We start from the raw sequence: 21,556 nt of genomic DNA on the forward strand, positions 1-21,556 counted from the left end.
TACTGGCCCTCAGCCTCCCAGGCTGAGGGATCGCCGGGCACCGGGGCATTGCGCCATAATCCCGTCAGCGAAACGCTGTCTTTTCCGGTTTCAAAAAACGCAGATTAACAATTGCGCCGTCGGTGGGGACGGTCTCCAGCTCATTCACATCCATATCAGTCCCTTCTGGCAGGCTGAGGCTGTCAACCGTGATGCGGTTTACTCGCCAGGGAGTGAGGTAACTCACCAGCAGATCGCCCTCTGCGTTGGTGGTCGAACCGAACTGGTTATAAAATCCAATCTTCGCCGAACCTGGCACCTGAACCAGTGCCGCAGTACTTCCCAGCGTCTGGCCCAGGACAACCCCCTCCTGATATAACAGCACGCTGCCGCTGACGTCACCATGATAATCACGTTGCGTGCCGCTGCGGGTCATACTGACGTTCAGCTCCCCGCTGTTGTACTGATAGCCGATACTGCTTTTCAGGGCATCGTTCCCGTGTTCGCTATGCTCCGCCGTCACGTCATAGCGCAGGCTATAATCATCCAGCAGCGAGCCATTGACGTTGATTCCATGGGTATTCTTGTTTCGGCTGGCGAGGTCGGAAACCAATGCCACATTGGTAAAATGGCTTCCAATACTGAAGGGAATGCTGATGTTAAACCCCAGCGTTGATTCCGGGGCAGAGTCGCCGTAGCGGTCATAGCCGCCATAAAGCGAAAAATCGACGTCCTCCCAGCTGGCGTCCAAACTCAGGGTGAGGCTGTTACTGCCCGCCTCGCGAGCGCGTGATTTCAGCCAGCGCCACGAGAGGCTCAGACTCGAGTTTTCGTCGAAGTTTTGCGTCATCTCAATCTGGCCCTCAAGGGCGCGCTGGGTGGTGTCATCATCGAAACCCCAGGCCAGCACCGAGGCGCGGTTTAACCGCTCCTCAAGCGAACGATACTGGCTACCGCGCGGGTACCACTGAAGCTGGGCGTTAAGGCTGGTTTCGGTTTGAAAAAATGTTTTGGCATAACGCATTCGCCCGACGCTGCCGCTCAGCGCTTTGCCCTGCTGGCGGTAACGGGCGTTACGTACATCCGCAGATAACGCTCCCCATTTGCCCATATTGCCGCCCAATCCCACAACATGGCTGAAGTAATTTTCGCCCTGCTGTATGCCTCCAAATACGGTAGTGCGCGGGGCGACGCCCCAGGAGAGCGTGCTCTGCCAGAAACGATCTTTATCCAGCTCAACGCCGTGTAAGGGTTTATAACGCCCGGCGACCAGCTCGTAACTGAACATTTTATACTGCACCAGATTGGGCATGATCGAGTACGGAATGGACCGGGTACGCTCGCTCCCGTCGCTCTCCTGAATCGTCAGCTCAAGGTTGCCCTGTAAATCTGGTGGATAAAAATCACGGATTACAAAGGGCCCCGGCGGAACGTGAATGCGATAGACGCGCTCGCCGTTCTGGCGAAGCGTGACTTCCGCTTCGCTGCGCGCATAGCCGTTAATCAGCGGCGAATAGGGCCGCCAGCTATCCGGGAACATTGCCTCATCGCTGGCAAGGGAAATCCCCCGATAGGACATACTGTCGAACAGGTTCGATGAGGTGTAACCGTCGCCAAGGTTAAGCCGGGAGCGCATAGAGGTGATACTGCGCCAGACAGAGGCTGAATTGCTGTAAGAGCCGTGCTGGCGGTCCGCCTCTCGCCAGAATGTATTCTGGTAGCGCATGCGCCATGGCCCGACGTTGAGGCCATTTTCCAGAACGAGCGTTGCATCGGTGCCCGGCGTATCCCAACGGTACTGCGCACGTTGGTTATTAACGTCCAGCCGGTAGTTAACAAACAGGGCATTAATTCCATCATCCCAGCGGCTGGTACTGACCCCGTTTTGTTGCGGGTTAAACGCCTCCTGGGGAAATAAAAGCGTGAGCAGGCTGGCATCCGGACGATACCAGGACTGGAGGTCGAAGGCGTTCGCCGAGTCGGCGCTCAGACATGCCCTCGTGTCCCAGTGAAGCCTGTCAAGTACGGAGGATTTTACGCCCCACTCTTCAAGGAGAGGACGCGTCAGGCAGGGTTTACCGGAGTGAAAATCAAGAAAGATTGAGCCTTTATAGTCGTTATTAAGAATAACCCATGTCTTTTCATTTGCAGACGCAGCGTTTGCTGTCAGTAACAGCACCATCACTCGAATTGCAGGGTGAATCTGCATATGCGTTTACATCGTGGGCAGCTTTTGCTGCCCACGATTAAGCTCGCTATGGCTTATTTATTGAGGGCAGCCAGCTCAGCACGAGCCTGATTCAGCTCTTGCTGAATTTCACGCAGATCGGCCTGTTTTTCGGCCAGTTTTCTCTGGTACTTGGCGATCTTCTTAGCATCACCCTTCGCTTTAGCTTCTGCCAGATCGGCCTGAACTTCAGCAACGTCGCCACGTTTTTCAGCCAGTTTTTTCTCCAGCTTACGCACGTCTTTCTGGGCATCAGCCAGAACGCTTGCGTTAGTACAGTGGGCTTTGACTTCTGCCAGGGCTTTTTTCAGGCCATTCACTTTGTAGATATTGCCGTACTGCTGGGCAATTTTGATCTCTTTTTCCAGCGCAGCGCTTTTAGCAGCACAGCTTTCAGCGGCGTGTGCTGATGCTGTAGCGAACATACCAACAGCTGCAACGACAGACAGAACGGAAACTAATTTCTTCATAGTCTTTCTCCTTTGTTGATGTATTGCCTGAACGGATGCTCCGGCAATCTCCTGTGAACAAAAGAGTACTGCAACGCGGATAGCCAAAACGATGCAGACGCGTCCTCAACGCATGTAGGACGTGGATTAAGGTTGTCGTCCTGAATCGTACCAACGCTGTAATTCGGCGCGTAGCTGCTCAAGTTCAGCTAATAGCTGGTGGAGCCCGTCGCGGTCCGGGTTGGCTTCCTGGGCTTCACAGCGGGCTATCAACACGGGCACGCCCAGTAATGCCAGCCCGCCGCGCAGTTTGTGCAGCGTCTCACGCAGAGCGTTATCCGGCGTCACGAGCCAGGCGCGCAGGTGGGCAAGGGATTCATCAATGACCGAAATCTGGAGCGAAAGGAACAGGGGCAGGTTATCCCCTTCCAGCAATTCGGGCGGCAGGTTGCACGCTATTGATCCTTGCGGCCTCGCGGCAATCGGGGCAGATCCCTTCAGGGGGGCCAGCAGTTCCGCAAGCATAGTGAGTGTGATCGGCTTAAACAGACAGTGGCGCATACCGGCTTCTCTTGCCCTCTCCCGGACAACTTCCCGTGCGTCAGCGGTCGCGCCAAAGACCACAATGTCGGGGTAGTTCGTATGAATTATCTGTGCCATCTCAAACCCACTCATGCCGGGCATATTGCAATCGGTGATCACCGCATCCGGTTGCGCATGCTGTAGTGCTTCCAGCGCAGAGGCTGAGCTGTCGGCATCGATCGTGCAGTGACCGAGCCAGCTTAGCTGCTGGCTGAGTACCATTCTGCCCACGGGATTATCATCGACAATCAAAACGCGCAGGGAGGGGCGAGAAAGCGGGGGCGCAGGCTGTATATCAGGAACATCCTGGCGTTCTGCCATTATCGGCAGCTTAAGGGAGACTGTGACCGTCGTTCCCTGTCCAGGCTCGCTGTGGATCGCTAAACTGCCGCCCATCATCATTGTTAACGTGCGGCAGATGTAAAGGCCGAGCCCACTCCCCTGTGCAACGTTAGGGGTGTTTCCCTGAGCAAAGGGCTGGAACAACCGCTGTTGTGTGGCCTCGTCGATACCTACGCCGGTGTCGACGACCGTGATACGCAACAGCAGATAGCCCTCGTCACGTCCGTCGAGCTGCACGCTCAGCGTTATCTGTCCGCGTTCGGTGAATTTGATCGCGTTTCCGACGATGTTAACCAGAATCTGCCTGAAACGGCTGCGATCGACCAATACGTCCTCCCGCAGTTCGGCATCACGTTCCAGTACGAAGGCCAGCCCTTTTTGCGCCGCCATGCCTTCGAACAACATGGCGGGCTCCTCAATCAGCTTGCGCAGCGAGGAACGCTCGGGGCGAAGCACCAGACGGCCAGATTCGATACGCGACACATCGAGTATGTTGCCGATCAAATCCAGCAGGGCCTGGGCGGCATCCCACGCCACCTGCACGGACTGGCGATTTTGCTGAGTATCACCAGGGCGTTTCATCACGAGCTCCAGCATCCCCATGATGGCGCCGATCGGTGTGCGTATCTCGTGGCTCATGGTTGTCAGAAACGCGCTCTTAGCACGGCTGGCGCGGTGCGCAAGTTTCCTGGATTGTCGCTGGGCCGAAATGATTTTCAGCATGCGCTGCTGATAGTGCAGATGGCGACGATAACCCCACGCGGCGGCGAGGCAGAGAAAAAATGCGATTGCCAGTCCGACGCTCACTACCGTGCTCAGCGCGACCTGTTTTGGTCCTGTCGACGTGAAGCTGTTACCCGCATTTCCGCCACGGGTCAGGGCATGGAGATCCTCCGGCGGAATATTAATGAGCGCTTTATTGAGAATGGTGATCAAAGGCCAGGACTGGCGGGACGCCCCGAACGAGAATCGCATTGGGTCGATGTCGATGCTTCCCAGAATACGGAGCGCGGCATACTCTTTATTCGCCAGGAGCGTATTGGCGACGATCAGCGGCATGGCCATCATCTTGTCGTTACTGTGAACAATGCGGTTAAGCCCCTGTCGCCAGGTGTCGACCTTTTCCGTTTGGCCCCCGCTCTGCTTACGTAACCACTCTTCGGGCGACTGCCCGTCCAGGCTGAGTACGCCGGGACTCACCGCGCCAGGAACAGAATGCGCTTGTCCGACCATCACCCAGGAGTTATAGAGCCAGGTGCGGGTGGTCAGTAAATCGGTGCGCCAGATATCCCCCTGCGTCACGCCTGCAACCAAGTCCGATTTTCCCGCTTTTACCGACGCCAGGGCCGCCCTTTGGGTAGGAAAACGCTGGATAACAAAGGTAAACCCGGTGCGAAGCTGTAATGCGGTCAGGACATCGGCAATAATGCCACGCATCTTGCCGCCTTTATCAAAAAAGGCAATCGGTGGGTTATCCTCGGCCACTGCCACCCGTATACGTTTGTGCTCATCAATCCATTTATTCTCCAGCGACGTAAAGACCGGTTTCTGCTCGCTGAGTGAAAGCGGGATACCGCCATTCCACCGACGGTGTATCTCTACGCTCGCACTTTCCGGTAACGCGGCCAGAAAGTTATTCAACACCGTGATCCAGATGTGCATCTTTGGCATTGCCGCAAAGGAAAATCCTGAAACGGGGAAGGGGGTGTCGAGAGGGCGAATAAGTAAGTTGCTGATGTTGGACTGGTTCACCAGATAGCGAGCGGTGACGCCATCGCAAAAGAAAAGGTCAATTTTTCGAAACGCGAGTGCTTCCAGCGCATGGCGTGGTGAATAGAAGGGGACGATCTCCGCATTCGGGTAGCGCTCCAGGACGCGTTGAGGATCGTAGCCCGGCGCGATGGCAATCTTTCTGACCGCATCATCCTGTGTGGCTTCGTTATTGACCACTTCAACGGCAGAATTTGGGCTGTAAGGATGGCTCAGTATCAGCCCCTGATGATGCTGGTTATCGCTGGCCTGCGCGATGAAATCGGCTTCCCCTGCGCGTAACGCTTCCAGTGCAGCCTGATAGTTTGGGTAGCGAATCACCTCTATTTCGACGCCAAGGTTATCTGCCGCCAGACCGATGAAATCGGCATTGATGCCACCGTAATCATTCAGGCCGGTGGTAATGTCATAAGGCGGCGACATCGGCAGCCAGACGGCCAGGCGGATTTTGCGGTGTTCACGCAGCCAGCGCCATTCGCTTGCACTCAGCCCCGGGTCGGCAATCGTCTCCATACTTCGGGAGAGAAGCTTTAGGGGTTCTTGCGCCGTCGCACCTTGAGCCATAAACGCGACGAGCAACAGCAGTAGTCCGCTAAGTATTCTCATTATCAGACTCTCTGAAGATCAGTGAAATCAGCTGATTGAGATCGTTGCAGCCACATTTTTGCAGCATCCGGGTTTTATAGGTGCTAATGGTTTTATTGCTGAGCATCAGGAGATCGGCAATCTCTTTGTTACTTTTGCCCTGTTTCAGGTAATTGAGAACGGCCATTTCGCGATCCGAGAAGCGGCTTGATAGTGATTCAGGCGCATCGCTTTTTTCATTGACGCTGGCGGCTTTGAACAGCGTTCCCTCGGGAAAACATTGATAGCCCGCCATAATAAGCCGGCACAGTGGCTCAACGTTTTCCAGCGGCATATTTTTATTGATAAAGCCCTGCGCCCCGGCCTGAAGCGTTCTCAGCGCATATAACCCTGCTGACTGGCTGGTAAAGATCAGGATTTTAAGTTCCGGCAAGTGTTGTTTAATTCGGGGCAACAGGTCGAGGCCATCGGCGTGCTTAAGTTCGAGATCCAGAATTAATAGGTCCGGACGCTGCTGATGCAGCTGAGACAGCAGTTTTTCACCTGTAGAGGTACTGACGACCATATCTCCGTGCTTCTCCAGCAGTACCTTTAAAGCAAAGCAAATTGCTGGATGATCGTCTGCAAGCAAAATCGAAATCATACTACCGCTTGTCCTTTTGGTGGCTTCACTGACTCCTTCTACCTGAGGGGCAATATAGTAATCAACAGCGCATAAGAACGATATAGTAAATGGCTGGATTTAAGAATTTGCAGCCAGGATTAAGGAAGCTTTTACTATTTCGGCGCGGCTTATTCCGAATAAAGAATAAAATGAAATGCGGAGATTGTTCGCTATCGGGTCAATTAAGATTTTTCCTGTTAAAAGTCCTGGCCCGGTAAAGGGTATCGCCACCGGGCCGTTCTTATTAAAACGCCATCTTCACCGTAAACTGCACTTCACGCGGGTCGCCAATCTGGTTCCCCTGGTTGTTGGTTGCAATCGACGAGGTGTAGTAGGTCTTATCAAACAGGTTCTTCACGTTCACCTGTAGCGTCACCGGATATTGCAGCTTTATTTTGTACGCCGCAAATGCATCCGCCACGAAATAGCCCGGCAGATAATAATCCGCGCCGTTGGTTGCTGAGCGACGGCTCACGCCGTGCCCGCCGCCGCCAATTGTCAGCGTATTCCCGGCAAACGCGTTGTGAATATCGTACGTCAGGAACAGGGAGCCGGTATGGCGAGGCACGTTCGGCAGCGGTTTGCCCGCGTAGTCCGGATCTTCCAGCACTTTCGCGTCGGTATAGCCATAGCTCGCGATAATATTGGTGTTCTCCGTAAGCGATCCGGCGAGATCCACCTCCACGCCCTGCGAGCGCACACGGCCTGCGGTTTTAGCCACGGTTTCGTCACCCACGCTCTCGGTATACAGCACGTTGCGCTTGTGAATATCAAACAGAGCGATATTAGCCGTAATTCCGTTAAACAGGTCGAACTTAGCGCCGATTTCATAAGCATTTGACGTCTCTGGCGGTAGGTTGCCGATGTAGCTTGCAATCGATGATTGCGGCATGAACGTCTGGGAATAGTTGGCAAATAAAGAGACCGCAGGCGTGAGCTTGTAAACCAGGCCCAGCTTCGGCGTCCACTGGTCGTCGCGGCTGTCGGTATTCACGTTAAACGGACGGCCTTTGCCCGCGTACTGGGTGTAATACTGGTAGCGCAGACCGGCAACGGCAATCCATTTATCGGTCAGGTACAGCGCGTCCTGCGCATAGGCGGAGTAGCTCTCCTGCCTGATGGTCTGGTCGCTGTCGGAGGCTGAAACGGTGGTGCACTGGCCAATATCGCCATACGTCGGGTTGTAAATATTGAAACCTTTAACGTTCTTGCAGCGGATCATATCCGTGCGCAGCAGGTCGTAATTCTCATACGAGATGCCGGTCAGGATCTCATTGTAGAAGCCTGCGATATCCACGTTCCCCTGAAGATCTGCGCGGGTGACGTGCATCCGCTGGGTCGATCCCTGCGTGGCATCCACGCGGCGAGTCAGATTGCCGGTTTTTGAATCGTAGGCCATCACGCGCGCCTGGTTATCGCTGTATTTGTCCTGACTAAAGCTGTAGTCGAACTTCGCGGTCCACTGGCCGTTGAGGCGATACTCCGCGTTGAGCTGAGCGAGATCGGACTGCCCGTCAGTGACGTTAAACGGCTCGTCAAAGCGCGTTTTGCGATCCACGTTTACCGGCTGCTTAGTATTGAGATCGAAAATTGTCCCGCGATCGAACGGCGTCTTATAGTCGCGATGCGAATAGAGCACCGTCACGGTGGCATCATCGCCGAACCAGGTCAGCGACGGGGCGATAAAAGTGCTGCGCTCGGTGCCAAAATTGCGCCAGTAATCTTCGTCCTGATATTCACCCGTCAGACGATATGCCAGCCGCGTGCCTTCAACCGGGCCTGTGACATCGAACTGCCCGGTGCCGCCGCCAAAGCTCGAGGAGGTGGCTGATAGCGAGCCGCCAAAGTGGGTCTCCGGGCGCTTGGTCACCACGTTAATCAGCCCGCCGGGGTCGAGGATCCCGTACAGCGTTGAGGCCGGACCTTTGAGCACTTCCACGCGCTCGGTTGACGCGTTAAAGCTGCGTGGCAGCACGGTACGCAGGCCGTTGGTCATGATCGACCCGTCGCGGTTGGCACCAAAACCGCGCCGCACAAAGGCATCTTGCGTGCCGCCCAGGGTGTTGGTCTGCACCACGTTGCTGACGTTATACAGCGCCTCGTCGAGCGTCTTCGCGTGTTGATCTTCCAGCACTTTGTCGCTAACCGTGTTCACCACCTGCGGAATGTCCAGCATCGGCATGTTGGTTAGCGTGGCGGTGGAGGTGTTCAGGGGCTGGTAGCCGCTGGTAGCGTCAAGAGTAGCATTCGGATCGGCGGTAACGGTCAGGGTGTCGCCGTCTTTTGCCGCTGCATGTACCAGGGGAGCTATAAACAACAGTGAAAGGAGCGCGCGCCCTTTTATCCCAGAGAATGAAGGTGTGAATTTAGCCATTAAATCTGTTATCCCGAAAAATCCGGCGAGTGAAGGCTCGCGGAGAAATGTGTGAGTCATTGCCCTTACGGTCTGTTCGTTAGCCTGAATAGCATCGAACTTGTAATTGAGAATCATTCAAACATGCGCAAATGTAGTAGTAAATGAAAAAAAGAAAAAATCGACTACAGCGGGTTGTCGCGGCTGTCTAGCGCGACTTTAGATGTTTAACTTACTGAGATAAAACCATAAATATTTATTCGTGACTGTGTTGTGTTATGTATTCATCCCTGGTTTTTTAGGGCTTTACATGGCTTGACTACTACACGGCGCAGCGGCAAACTCCTTAAAAGAGAATGAGTTTTATTTTTATTTATTATTTACGTTGGCATTCACGTGGCTCACAACACGACAACCTCGGGACTGGTTCTGAAGAACCTTTCGGCGGGTTACCAGAAAAAAATCATCGTTGATGATATCTCCCTCACGATCCCCCAGCAGAAAATAACCGTTCTGGTGGGGGCGAACGGCTGTGGAAAATCCACGCTGCTGAGCACCATCGCGCGTCTGCTCCAGCCGCTTGGCGGCAGCGCGGTGCTGGACGGCAAAGCCATCCACGCGCAGCCCACTAAAGCGGTTGCCCGGCAGCTTGGCATCCTGCCGCAGTCTCCGCTGCTGCCGGAAGGATTGACCGTATTTGAGCTGGTCTCGCGCGGGCGTTTTCCCTGGCAGAACCTTATGCGCCAGTGGAGCGAGGAAGATGAGCGGGCCGTGGAAGAGGCGTTATGTTTGACGGGCACGGCGGCGTTTGCCGATTTGCCCGTGGAAAGCCTGTCCGGTGGCCAGCGCCAGCGCTGCTGGATCGCGATGGCGCTGGCACAGCAAACGCCGTACATCCTGCTTGATGAGCCGACCACTTACCTCGATCTTCGCTATCAGGTAGAGATCCTCGAACTGCTGCATACGCTCACGCGCCGGCACGGACGCACGGTGGTAGTGGTACTGCACGATCTCAACTTCGCCGTAAACTACGGTGATTCGCTGGTCTTTTTACGTCAGGGGAAAGTCGAGGGCGTATTGCATGAAGGCGACACCTGCACGCCGGCGCTCATTAAATCGGTGTTTGATGTTGATGTGCATATGTCTGTTAATCCGCTGACCGGTAAGCCATTTTTTATGCCGTTTCGCCAGGCGGCCGACAAATCATGATGCGCACGTCTCTGGCTTTCATCCTGTTCACGTTGCTGCTGGGGGCAGGTGCGATTGCCCACCTGGGTATTGGCGCGCGCGTTATCGCTCCGCGAACGGTAGTGGAGGCATTTTTCCACTTCGATCCGCGTAATTTTGACCATAACGTGATCGTCAGGCTGCGCTTGATACGCCTGTGCGCCGCCATGGTGACGGGTGCCGCGCTCGGCGTCGCGGGCGTGCTGTTGCAGTCGGCGATCCGCAATCCGCTCGGTGAACCGCACATCCTGGGGCTAAATGCCGGGGCAGCGCTGGCGGTTGTGCTGACTAACGCCCTCGGGCTTTCACTGCCGTTTGGGCGGCCGCTGATTGCCTGCGCAGGCGCCGCCGTGCTGTTTCTGCTGGTGCTGATGTTTTCCTCTTCCGGGCGTACCGGGCTCACGCCGATGAAGGTCACGCTGTGCGGCGTGGCGATGTCGGCGTTTGCCTCGTCGATTACCGCCACCGTGTTGATTCTGGATGAACAGACGCTGCTCGCCATGCGGACCTGGCTGGCGGGAGATTTAGCGGGGTTAAACGCAGACGCTGTCCGCAGCGCTGCTGGGGTAGCAGCCGTGGGGTTTGCGCTGGCGCTCTGGCTGTCGCCAGCAATGAACATGCTGGCGCTGGGCGACAGAATGGCGCAGGGGCTTGGCGTGTCGCTCTTAAAAACCCGCCTGTTCGCGCTGCTGGCCATTGCCCTGCTGTGCGGCGCGGCCGTTTCCATTGCCGGGCCGATCGGGTTTATCGGGCTCGTGGTGCCGCAGCTCGTGCGTCGTCTGGTTTCGGTGGACCTGCGGGTGATGGTTCCGCTTTCGGCCCTGTGCGGGGCACTGGTTCTACTGCTGGCGGATATTGCCGCCCGCACGCTGTTTACGCCCTATGAGCTGGCAACGGGCGTCATGACCGCCATGGTCGGCGCACCGATCTTTATCTTCATGGCCTCGAGGATGTTCAAATGAACCGGGCCGGACTGCGTGCGTTACGCCTCGGGCCCCTCTCGGCGCTGGTTCGCCCGAGGGCGCTGCGGTATCTGACCGTTTTAACCCTTGCCGCTCTCCTGCTGCTGAGTTTTGGCCTGACACACGGCTCGCTGCCCATTCCTGCTTCCGCCATCGGACGTGCGCTGTTTTACCCTGAACGTCTGACGACGGATGCGCATTACATTGTGATGGATATTCGCCTGCCGCGCCTGCTGATGGCGGTGCTGTGCGGGGCGATGCTTGGCATGGCGGGGGCCGCGATGCAGTCCATCACCCGTAACGGGCTGGCCGATCCCGGACTCATCGGCGTGAAAGAGGGCTGTAGCGCGGCGGTGCTGCTGCTGATTTTTCAGTTACCGGCAGCGGGACTGGCGTGGCGTCCGCTAGTCGGCATGGCGGGTGGGCTACTCACCGCGCTGCTGGTGGTGGCGCTGTCTCGCGATATCTCGCGTCCGCGATTCATCCTGATCGGCATAGGCGTGTCGTGGACGTTTGCCGCCGCGATGGGCATCTTTATGACCACTGCCGACGTGCGCGACGTGCAGACCGCAATGCTGTGGCTGGCCGGAAGCCTGCATGCCGCTAACTGGACCCTGCTCGGCATGGCTGCGGCCTGGGCGCTGCCCGCGTTTGCCCTGCTGCTTTTTACCGGGCGCGCCGCGGACGTGGCCTTGCTTGGCAATCAGACCGCAACGGGGCTCGGCGTACGCACCTCACGTCTCGCGCTGCTGCGCGTGTTTGCGCCCGTGGTGCTGACGGCGGCCTGCGTCTCCTGCGTGGGGAGTATAGGCTTTGTCGGGCTGATTGCGCCACATATGGCGCGCCTGCTGCTGCGCGGCGGGCAAACCGCATTGCTGACGGGAAGCGCCGTGCTGGGCGCGCTGCTGGTACTGCTGGCGGATAACGTCGGGCGGCTGGCATTCCACCCGTTGCAGCTGCCGGCAGGCATTGTTATTTCACTGATTGGCGGACCATTTTTCCTGCTGCTGCTCTGGCAGCGTCGGGACCGATTTTAGGAGTGTGTGATGCGCGTACTTTTCTCAATGCTGCTGCTGGTGGGCTTTGCTGTCGGAGCCGCGGCGCCAACGCAGACGTTTACTGACGACCTGAACCGCAAAGTGGTGGTGCCGGTTAAGCCGAAGCGAATTGTTTCCCTGCATGACCTGGATATTACCATTCCGCTGATCGAGCTTGGCGTACCGCCAGTTGCCAGCCATGGCCGTACCCGACCGGACGGTAGCCATTTTCTGCGTTCCAGCGGTATGCTGACGGGCATCGATTTTGATAATGCCGACATCACATTCATCGGCACCGCGGATATCGATATCGAAGCCATCGCCGCCGCGAAGCCGGACCTGATCGTCACTGAGCCAACCCGCAACACGCCGGTGGAACAGCTGGAAAAAATTGCCCCGACGGTGAGTATCGATCACCTGGACGGCGGCGCGCCGGAAATCTACCGCAAGCTGGCACAGCTGACCGGCACGCAGGCGAAGCTGAAGGTTCTGGAGCGTCGCTACCAGGAGCAAATCAAGGCCCTGAAGGCGACCGTCGATACCCGCAAAATCACCGTCTCGGTGATTCAGGCTAACCAGGGAAAGATTAACGCCATGCACAGCTACCATTCACTTGGGCGCGTACTGCGCGATGCGGGATTTACGTTTCCGCCGTTGATTGAGAGCATCCCGGAGGGCGGGCGCATCGACGTCAGCGCCGAGCGCCTGCCGGAGCTGGATGCTGATTTCGTCTTTGCCACCTGGCGCGGAGATACCGGCGGTAAACCGCAGGACGAACTTGCGGCGATGGACGCGGTGATGCCGGGCTGGTGCCAGTTTCTTAACGCCTGCCGGACCGGGCATTACGTGCTGATCTCCCGCGAGGAAGCGATCTCAAATTCGTTCGCCTCGCTAGGACTGATGGTCGCGCAGGTGCAGTCGCAGATAGCGGGCCGTCCGCTGCCGGAGGCCGCACGATGATTCGAAAAATTGATGTCTACGGCGACCGCTTTCGCTCGCGAGCGCATCAGCTGACACCGCGCCTGCTCCAGGTGGCGCGCTATATCAATGAAAACCGTGAAGCCGTTATGGAACAGACGGCCATGGAGATCGCCGCAGTGCTAAAAACCTCGGACGCCACCGTGGTGCGAGCCATTCAGGCGTTGGGGTTTGGCGGGCTACGGGATCTCAAGCAGACGCTTGAGCAGTGGTTTGGTCCGGTGGTCACCTCCAGCGAGAAGATGTCCACCACGGTGAATACGCTGACCAGTGACGTCAACGCGAGCATCGATTTTGTGCTGGAAGGGCATCAGCATACCTGTAATGTGTTGTCCGAACCGGGTAACCGTTACGCGATGGCGCAGGCCGTGTCGCTGCTGGCGCAGGCGAGACAGGTCGCTATTTTTGGTATTGGCGCATCCGGCATCCTGGCCGAGTACACCTCCCGCCTGTTCAGCCGCATCGGCCTGCCTGCGATCCCACTCAACCGCACCGGTATCGGCCTCGCCGAACAGCTGATAGCCTTACAGCGCGGTGATGTGCTGGTGATGATGGCGCAAAAATCCGCGCACCGGGAAGGGCTGACGACGCTGCGTGAAGCGAAGCGCCTGGGCATTCCCACCATATTGCTGACCAACGCCACTGACTCACGCTTTAGCAAAGAGGCCAGCGTGGTGATCCACGTTCCACGCGGAGGCGAGAAGGGCAAAATCCCGCTGCACGGCACGGTGCTGCTGTGTCTGGAAATGATTATTTTGTCCGTCGCCTCCACCGAGCCGCAGCGCACCATCAGGTCCATGAAGCGCATCAACGAATTCCACCGAGGGTTAAAGCCGGGCAAGAAGAGCGGTTGATTTACACTTTCTTCCTGTGGGCTGGATGATAAGCCGTGAGCAGTTCCCTCGATCACACCGCACGATGATTTTTCCGGTACTGCAACGGCGTCTCGCCAATCCCTTTTTTAAATGCGCTGATAAACCACGTCACGTCGGAAAAACCCGTCTGTGCGGCAATATCACGCACGCTTGAATCAGTGTGGAGTAAACACTCACACGCCTTACGCAACCTTAGCGTATTCAGATAGTCATGAATTTTTTCGCCCGTTTCCGCATGGAATTTTCGCGATACGTAGCTGCGGGATTTCCCCAGCTCATTGGCCAGCGCGTCCAGGCGAAATTTCTCCTGATAATGCTCGTCGAGCCAGAACATCACCCGGCTGGCGATCCCCTGGCTGTTGCCCGGCTCACCGTCGCGATCGGCGGGAAGCATCGCAAACAGCCCGATCAGCAGGCTGGCGATGCTCTCGCTGTTCATCGGCGGTTTATAGCAGCCAAACAGATGGTCGATAGGGTGATGGCAGTGGGCTAAATCGGCGACCCACGCTTCGCCCCCGCGGCGTGACAGCCGCTCCAGCCGCTGCCGGCTCTGGGGAAAATCCCGCAGGATCTTCAGCACCGCGTGCTGGTCGAGGTGAATGATGGTGCGGCGGTAAATCGCCTCTGCCTGTTCGTCCACCATTACCTTATGCAGCGTAAAAGGCGGGAAGAAAAACAGCCTTCCGGGGCGCATGGTGTAGTGACGATTATCGACGATCGCTACGCCAAAGCCCTCTTCCACGTAGAGGATCTCCAGACACTGATGCCAGTGATGGTAGCGCACGGTATTGGCAAACAGGCGGCTGAACGAGGCCACGGTATCGTTCAGGGCGATCAGTTCCAGAAGGTCGGATGTCGGCGTGTCGCGCATAGTGCAATAAAACTCAATTTTTTCCCGTCTGACCGTCTTTATAAACCACCTTTTTAAATTTTCTCAACTGGAGGTTTATTCATCGTTCATGCCTGTGACACGGCTAACATTTCTGCCCCTTGTGGATTCACTATGCTTTGCCGCAGTTGATTACGAGGGCGAACCGATGTGCGCGGCAAACAAAGAAAAATCAAATCCGTTGTCTTCACGCCAGGATGTGGTGGCGTCATTGAATGCGCTTTTACAAGCGCTGGACACGCAATTTCCGGTAAACCGTTCACGGTTCTCGCTGGGCGATACCTGCGCCCATTACACAACGGATATTGCGCAGATGGAGGGCCTTTCCCGCGCGCTGTGGGGGCTGTTTCCGCTGATGGCGTCCGGCGAAAGCACGCCGTTCAGCGAGAAGTACCTTACCGCCATCAAGATCGGTACCGACCCGCAAAGCATCGGCTACTGGGGCGAAACCGGCCCGTACGATCAGCGTCTGGTGGAGATGGCGGCCTACGGTCTGGGACTTGCTCTGCTGGGGGAGACGCTCACCGCGCGCTTTACCGGGCGCGAGGTAATGAACCTGCACGCGTGGCTCAACCAAATCACCGACGCGCAGATGCCTGACAGCAACTGGAACTATTTTGCCATTATGGTTCAGCTCGGCTTTAAGCGCGCCGGGCTGCCGTACGACCAGGCCGCCATTGACCGTCGCTTTACGCTGATGGACGCCTACTACCTCGGCGGCGGCTGGTATTCCGACGGCCCAGGCCGCCCGAAAGACTATTACATCTCCATGGCCTTTCACTTCTACGGCCTGATTTACGCCACCCTGAGCGGTGACGAGGCGAGGGCGGAGGTACTGCGCGAGCGCTCGCGCCTCTTTGCGGAAGACTTTATCTACTGGTCCGCCGCCGACGGCGCCTCGGTTCCGTTTGGCCGCAGTCTGACCTACCGCTTTGCGATGGTCGCCTTCTGGAGTGCGGTGGCCTTTTCTCAGCTGGACGTGTTCACGCCGGGCATCGTGAAGGGCATCGTGCTGCGGCATCTGCGTTGGTGGCAGCAGCAGCCGATTACCGACCGCGACGGCATTCTCACCCTCGGTTTTGCCTGCCCAAACCTGGCGATGTGCGAGGACTATAACTCCCCCGGTTCACCGTACTGGGCGCTGAAAACCTACCTGATCCTGGCGCTGCCGGAGACGCATCCGTTCTGGCAGGCCGACGAGCAGCCGCTGCCCGCGCTGGCTGAGACGCGCGTGATCCCGCACGCGCAGCAGATCCTGATGCATTCGAAAGATTCGCAGCATGCCGTCATGCTCACCGCCGGCCAGCTGGAGCTGAACAACTACGTCAACACCGAAGCGAAATACACCAAATTTGCCTACTCCAGCCGCTTCGGCTTCACCATTGAGCGCGGGCGTTTTGGCCTGAAGCATGCGGCCTGCGATTCCATGCTGCTGCTGGCGGACGGAGACGACTATTTCCGCGGCCGTCGCGAATGCGACGAGGTTCGGGTGGATGAAAACTATATTTTTTCGCGCTGGTCACCGTGGCGCGACGTGCACATAGAGACCTGGCAGATCCCGTTCGGGGAGTGGCACCTGCGCCTGCACCGTATCAACAGCGCGCGTACTCTGCAAACCGTCGAGGGCGGCTTTGCGGTGCTGAAAACCGACCACCAGCTGCGCGAGCGGGGAAGTTACCTGACGGCAGAAAACGGCAGCAGCGCGATTGTCGATCTCTCGCCCGATATCACCCGCGCGCCGGGCAGCGTCGTCACCCCGCCCAACAGCAGCGTGATGTTTGCCGGGTGCGCCTCTATTCCGCTATTGCAAACCGAACTCCCGCCGGGGGAGAGCTGGCTCTGCTGCGCCGTCCTGGCCTGCGAAAAACCGATATCTGCGGCGGTACCGCAGCTGAATATTACCCATCACCAGGTCGTGATCCACGAACCCGGAAGCGAACGTAAGCTGTCGTTCACACTATAAAAAATCTGGCCCTACACGTCGGCGAGGATGATATGAAAAGTACATCGACAACCAGCAGAACGGAATATTACAAAATCAGCAGCTTTATTTTTCTCTATTTCTTTACCTGGTCTGCCAGTATTGGCCTGCTGGCGATCTGGCTCGGCCAGAAAGCCAATCTTAGCGGGTCGGTGATTGGAACCGTCTTTGCGGTTAACGGGATTTTCTCCGTTATTCTCAAACCGATCTACGGCTATATTCTCGATAAGATCGGCATGAGCAAATACCTGCTCTATTTTGTGGTGCTCATGTCGGCGCTGATGGCTCCGTTCTTTATTTATGTTTACCAGCCGCTGTTAATGTCGAACACCCTGCTGGGAATTATTATCGGCGCGCTCTATTTAAGCTTTGCCTGGTACGCGGGCGTGGCGGCGTGCGAATCTTATTCTGACCGCTTTAGCCGCCTGAACGGCATGGAATTCGGGCAAATTCGCATGTGGGGCTCGCTCGGCTGGGCGGTGGCGTCATCCTTCTCCGGCCTGCTGTTTAACCTCTCACCAGCGTATAACTTTATTCTCGGCAGCGTGGCGTCGGTGGTGATGCTGATCGTCCTCCTGAACCTGAAAGTGAACACTAACTCCGCTCACGCTGGAGAGGTGCTGACGAAAGAAAAAATCTCTCCCTCTGACGTTTACGCCCTGCTGCGAAACCGCAAATTCTGGGCCTTCTGCCTCTACGTGGCGGGCGTGGCGTGGATGATGTTTATCGCCGAGCAGCAGTTCTCGCGCTATTTCGTCACCTTCTTCGACGATATTCACGAGGGCAACGCGGTATTTGGCTACCTCGGTACGGTGCAGTCGGGCATGGAATTTGTCATGTATATGGTGGTCCCGCTGTTTGTGAATTTCATTGGCGCCAAGCGCGGGCTGTTAATTGTCGGGCTGATTGTCGGGGCGCGTCTGATTATTTCCGGCATGTGTGACTCTCACCTGTTAATTTCCGTGCTTAAGCCGCTGTACGGCCTGGAAATATGCCTGCTGCTGGTGTCGGTCTTTAAATATATCGCCGAACATTTCGACAAGCGCGTCAATGCCACCATGTATTTACTTGGCTATCAGGCGATGCTGTACGTTGGCAACGTGGTGGTCTCTTCTCCTGCCGGCTATATGTACGACCGCATCGGCTTTGAGCACACCTATATCATCATGGGCGCTACGGCGCTGACCTTTACCCTTATTTCTGCCTTTACGTTATCCGCCTGCCAGAGCAAGTGGCGCGGGGCCCGTGCGCTGAACGTAGCAGAAACCTCAACACGCTAATTACGCCGTCAAAGAAGGAACCGAAATATGTTAAGTCGTATCAAAGAGGAACGTCTGTCTGCTATCGCTGCGCCCGTTGATTCCCGCGCATTCAGCGATGAGCTGAGTTCGGCCCGCGACCACGTTCTCGACCTGATTAGCCGTCATTTAACGGCGTTCGGCGACAAATTCCCGGCGGAGACCTGCAAAGAGGGCTTTTATCCGCTGACCGAAAACGTGGAGTGGACCACCAGCTTCTGGACCGGCCAGCTGTGGCTGGCGTGGGAGATGAGCGGCGAGGAGAAATTTCGCGCGATGGCGGAAAAACACGTGCGCTCGTTTGGCCTGCGCATCGCCGGGCGCAACGACACCAACACCCACGATTTAGGCTTCCTGTACACGCTTTCCTGCGTGGCGGCCTGGCGACTGACCGGCAGCCGCGAGGCGCGCGGCTTCTCGCTGCTGGCGGCGGAAGCGCTGCTGGAGCGCTTCCATGAGAAGGCGAAGATCATCCAGGCGTGGGGCGATCTCTCCGATCCCGATCAGGCCGGGCGGATGATCATCGACTGCAACATGAACCTGCCGCTGCTCTACTGGGCAACCGAGCAGACGGGCGATCCGCGTTTTGCCGACGCGGCCAAAGCGCACGTCATGCAGGCGGCGACGTACCTCATTCGTGACGATGCGTCCACCTTCCACACCTACTATATGGATGTGGTAACCGGCGCGCCGCGCTACGGCAACACGCAGCAGGGCTATGCCGACGACTCGTGCTGGTCGCGCGGGCAGGCGTGGGGGATTTACGGCTTCCTGCTGAGCTATATCTATACCGGCGATGAAACGATGATTGCCCTGTCGAAACGGCTGGCGAACTACTTCCTCAACCGCCTGCCGGAGGATTACGTCTGCCACTGGGATCTGGCGCTGGTGGGCACCGACGCGCTGCGCGACTCGTCATCGGCGGCGATTGCGGTGTGCGGGCTGCTTGAGCTGGTGAAGCATCTGCCGGTGACGGATCCGGACCGGGAGCGGTATCTGGAGTGGGCGAAAGGCATCATGTCGTCGCTGACCAGGCACTATCTGATGGGCAAAGACGAGAAGGGCAACGGGATCCTCAAGCACTCGGTCTACCACCTGGCGAGCAACAAAGGCGTGGATGAGTGCGCAAGCTGGGGCGATTACTTCTACGTTGAGGCGCTGGTGCGCTTCACCCAGAGCTGGAAGCTGTACTGGTAACGGGCAGGGGTTTCACCACCCAAGCACCTCTTTAATGGCGCGCCGGTAGGGCGTATCAAGCTGGGCAGGCACGCGGCAAATATAGTCCCGCGCATGGCTGCGGGTCTGTCCGCTGAGGCTGTCGAGATAGGCGATGGCCTCGTCCACGGCAGGAATCCTGCCCTCCTGCGACGCGCTTCTCGGGGGAAGCCCGGTCCAGATGAGCGCCTCAATTCCTCTCTCCCTTGCCCATGTCGAGATCGCTCCCGCGTTGCGTCCGGCTATCAGCAGCGAGCCGATACCATCGCAACGATCGTCAGGAATGGCCTCCCGCTCGCGCAGGGCCTGAGTGGCCACGTTCAGCGAAGTGGCATTCAGCCATACCCAAAGCACAGGCAGGGCGGGCGCGTTGATGCAGATGGCGGTCGCCAGTTCGCCGCCATCGCTTACGCGGCAGAACTCGACGGGCAGTGATGGCCCGTCGGTTTGCCACTCACCGGCTACCGGTAGCGCGCCGCTTTTCCAGATTAACGAGCCCCAGCCAAGACAAGCGATTTTCATGCTGTTCCTCTGAGCGACGTGAACCAATAGCCTCAGACGTTATGCCTTAGGGATACGCAGCGTCTGGCCGGGATAAATTTTATCCGGGCTGGAGAGCATCGGGCGGTTCGCCTCAAAGATCTTGTTGTACTGATTGGCATCGCCGTACACGGTTTTAGAGATGGCGCTCAGGGTATCGCCGGATTTTACCGTATAGTAGGTTGCTTCATCTTTGGCGTCCGTTGCGGTGATATTGTTCTCCACCTCGCTGACGCCCGCGATGTTGCCGACGGCGACCTGGATTTTTTCTTTCTGCTCCTGCGTCAGCCCGTCGCCCGTTACGCTGGCTTTGCCGTCGGTGACGTTAACCTGAACTTTATCGGAACCGGGAATGTTGAGTTTCTTGAGGTGCTCGGTGATTTTGTCGCTCTGACCCTTATGATCGGTCAGGTTGTCCCACAGCTTTTCGCCTGCTTCTTTCACGAAGTTAAAAAGACCCATTCCATCCTCCTGTTAAACATGAAGTCAGAATAAGCATAGCAGTTGAGCGGTAAGGTGATAAAAAAAGCCCGGTGGCGTTAACGCTTACCGGGCCTGTGGGGGAAAGTTGTAGGCCGGGTAAACGCATTGCCGCCCGGCAAATTTCACAGAACTTAAACCCCTTGCTCCAGAATACGGATGTGGGTTTCAAGGACATCCCCTTTCACCGCATCACTCCACGCTTTCATATGCGCGGTCTGCAAATGCGCTTCAAGGTGGGCGACGGTTTCCCACTGTTCCACCATGATGATGGAGTCTGGCGCGGTTGCCTGGAAGCTAGCGTCGGTAGCGGCATCCACCATCGGCGTGTAGCCGTGGCAGCCTTCTTCCTTCAGAACGGTCGGGATGATTTTTGCGAACTGATCCAGCACCGCCTGGCGGTGATGTTGGCCGGGACGCGTACGGATTTCAGCAATTACGGTAAGCATGGTTAACTCCTTCTAATGCCAGGCTAACAGTTAAGCAAAAATTTCCGCGAGATGCTTGCGATATTCTGCGATATAGCGCGGGACGTCCGGCATTTTAATCACGTCGTTGACGATAAAGGTCGGCAGCGGCGTCATTCCCAGGAACTGGTTAGCCTTATGGAACGGCAGATACGCGCCGTCTACGCCCACGCCTTCAAAGAACTGATCGTTCTCGGTGAACGCTTCAAGAGGCGCGTTCCAGGTCAGGGAGAGCATATATTTTTTGCCCTGAATCAGACCGCCGGAACCGTATTTTTTAGACGCATCTGAACGGGTACGGCCGTCGCTGGCATACAGCGAACCGTGACCTTCGGTGAACACGTCGTCCATGTATTTTTTCACGGTCCACGGTGCGCCCATCCACCAGCCCGGCATCTGCCAGATCACCACGTCGGCCCACAGGAAGTTCTGCACTTCGGCCTTGACGTCATAATCACTGTCCGCGCGCACGACCTTAACATCATGTCCGGCGTCGCGCAGGAAACCATCCGCGACCTCGGTCAGGGTGTCATTCAGCTGGCCTTTAGAGTGCGCAAATTCTTTTGCGCCGTTGATAATCAGAATGTTGCTCATTATTTGTCCTCGATGCTGAGAGTATGCCGGGTATTCTACGCGCGAGGACGGAGCGGAAAAAT

General features: G+C 56.9%; 18 protein-coding genes. 8 read left to right on the forward strand and 10 right to left on the reverse strand.

Annotated elements, in window-relative coordinates; genetic code table 11:
- Positions 1-64: 64 nt before the first annotated feature.
- The 5 genes from A3466_RS14700 to A3466_RS14720 form a co-directional block, all read right to left on the reverse strand.
- Complete coding sequence (locus tag A3466_RS14700) at positions 65-2,188, reverse strand: fimbria/pilus outer membrane usher protein (RefSeq protein WP_063451157.1); 2,124 nt, start codon at positions 2,186-2,188, stop codon at positions 65-67.
- A 53-nt stretch (positions 2,189-2,241) separates the two neighbouring features.
- Positions 2,242-2,676, reverse strand: a complete 435-nt coding sequence (locus tag A3466_RS14705; RefSeq protein ID WP_063451158.1) for a DUF1090 domain-containing protein — start codon at positions 2,674-2,676, stop codon at positions 2,242-2,244.
- Between the two features lie 126 nt (positions 2,677-2,802).
- On the reverse strand, positions 2,803-5,955 hold the full coding sequence (locus A3466_RS14710) for an ATP-binding protein (protein WP_063451159.1): 3,153 nt from the start codon (positions 5,953-5,955) through the stop codon (positions 2,803-2,805).
- Complete coding sequence (locus A3466_RS14715; RefSeq protein WP_063451160.1) at positions 5,942-6,577, reverse strand: response regulator transcription factor; 636 nt, start codon at positions 6,575-6,577, stop codon at positions 5,942-5,944. Before A3466_RS14715 ends, A3466_RS14710 begins: the two co-directional genes overlap by 14 nt.
- 265 nt (positions 6,578-6,842) lie before the next feature.
- Complete coding sequence (locus A3466_RS14720) at positions 6,843-8,972, reverse strand: TonB-dependent siderophore receptor (RefSeq protein WP_063451161.1); 2,130 nt, start codon at positions 8,970-8,972, stop codon at positions 6,843-6,845.
- A gap of 375 nt (positions 8,973-9,347) precedes the next feature.
- On the opposite strand from A3466_RS14720, the gene A3466_RS14725 reads away from it, so the two are divergent.
- Genes A3466_RS14725 through A3466_RS14745 form a run of 5 tightly spaced genes read left to right on the forward strand, consistent with a single transcriptional unit; the run spans position 9,348 to position 14,009 of the window.
- Positions 9,348-10,160, forward strand: coding sequence for an ABC transporter ATP-binding protein (locus tag A3466_RS14725; RefSeq protein ID WP_063451162.1), 813 nt, complete (start codon positions 9,348-9,350; stop codon positions 10,158-10,160).
- Positions 10,157-11,140, forward strand: a complete 984-nt coding sequence (locus A3466_RS14730) for a FecCD family ABC transporter permease (RefSeq protein WP_063451163.1) — start codon at positions 10,157-10,159, stop codon at positions 11,138-11,140. The genes A3466_RS14725 and A3466_RS14730 overlap by 4 nt, the downstream gene beginning before the upstream one ends.
- Positions 11,137-12,177: a FecCD family ABC transporter permease gene (locus tag A3466_RS14735; protein WP_063451164.1), complete on the forward strand. Its 1,041-nt coding sequence runs from the start codon at positions 11,137-11,139 to the stop codon at positions 12,175-12,177. The genes A3466_RS14730 and A3466_RS14735 overlap by 4 nt, the downstream gene beginning before the upstream one ends.
- A 9-nt stretch (positions 12,178-12,186) precedes the next feature.
- Entirely contained in the window at positions 12,187-13,137 is a 951-nt protein-coding gene (locus tag A3466_RS14740) for an iron-siderophore ABC transporter substrate-binding protein (protein ID WP_063451165.1), read from the forward strand.
- On the forward strand, positions 13,134-14,009 hold the full coding sequence (locus A3466_RS14745; RefSeq protein WP_063451166.1) for a MurR/RpiR family transcriptional regulator: 876 nt from the start codon (positions 13,134-13,136) through the stop codon (positions 14,007-14,009). Before A3466_RS14740 ends, A3466_RS14745 begins: the two co-directional genes overlap by 4 nt.
- Before the next feature lie 52 nt (positions 14,010-14,061).
- Here A3466_RS14745 and A3466_RS14750 read toward each other — a convergent pair whose 3' ends face one another.
- Positions 14,062-14,901 carry an AraC family transcriptional regulator gene (locus tag A3466_RS14750; protein WP_063451167.1) on the reverse strand — a complete coding sequence of 280 codons (840 nt, stop codon included), beginning with the start codon at positions 14,899-14,901 and terminating at the stop codon, positions 14,062-14,064.
- Positions 14,902-15,067: 166 nt separating this feature from the next.
- Here A3466_RS14750 and A3466_RS14755 point away from each other — a divergent pair, with 166 nt between their 5' ends.
- From A3466_RS14755 to A3466_RS14765, 3 genes are read left to right on the forward strand one after another with little or no spacing between them, the layout of a single operon-like run.
- The gene (locus tag A3466_RS14755) at positions 15,068-16,882 is read left to right on the forward strand and encodes a DUF2264 domain-containing protein (RefSeq protein ID WP_063451168.1); all 1,815 of its coding nucleotides are present in this window, start codon (positions 15,068-15,070) and stop codon (positions 16,880-16,882) included.
- Between the two features lie 32 nt (positions 16,883-16,914).
- Positions 16,915-18,180, forward strand: coding sequence for an oligosaccharide MFS transporter (locus tag A3466_RS14760; RefSeq protein WP_063451169.1), 1,266 nt, complete (start codon positions 16,915-16,917; stop codon positions 18,178-18,180).
- Positions 18,181-18,207: 27 nt separating this feature from the next.
- Positions 18,208-19,395 (forward strand): glycoside hydrolase family 88 protein, encoded by a 1,188-nt coding sequence (locus A3466_RS14765; protein ID WP_063451170.1) that lies wholly within the window; start codon positions 18,208-18,210, stop codon positions 19,393-19,395.
- A 12-nt stretch (positions 19,396-19,407) separates the two neighbouring features.
- Here the strand turns inward: A3466_RS14765 and A3466_RS14770 are convergent, their stop codons facing one another.
- The 4 genes from A3466_RS14770 to A3466_RS14785 all read right to left on the reverse strand — a co-directional run bounded on the left by A3466_RS14770 (position 19,408) and on the right by A3466_RS14785 (position 21,494).
- A complete protein-coding gene (locus A3466_RS14770; protein WP_063451171.1) occupies positions 19,408-19,935 on the reverse strand; it encodes a hypothetical protein in 528 nt (175 codons plus the stop codon).
- Positions 19,936-19,974: 39 nt separating this feature from the next.
- Positions 19,975-20,415, reverse strand: coding sequence for a peptidoglycan-binding protein LysM (gene lysM, locus A3466_RS14775; protein WP_003862507.1), 441 nt, complete (start codon positions 20,413-20,415; stop codon positions 19,975-19,977).
- Positions 20,416-20,567: 152 nt separating this feature from the next.
- Complete coding sequence (locus A3466_RS14780) at positions 20,568-20,882, reverse strand: putative quinol monooxygenase (protein WP_063451172.1); 315 nt, start codon at positions 20,880-20,882, stop codon at positions 20,568-20,570.
- Between the two features lie 30 nt (positions 20,883-20,912).
- Positions 20,913-21,494, reverse strand: coding sequence for an NAD(P)H-dependent oxidoreductase (locus A3466_RS14785; protein WP_063451173.1), 582 nt, complete (start codon positions 21,492-21,494; stop codon positions 20,913-20,915).
- Between the last annotated feature and the right edge of the window lie 62 nt (positions 21,495-21,556).

The organism is Enterobacter genomosp. S (genome assembly GCF_001631805.1).
GTDB lineage: Bacteria > Pseudomonadota > Gammaproteobacteria > Enterobacterales > Enterobacteriaceae > Enterobacter > Enterobacter quasihormaechei.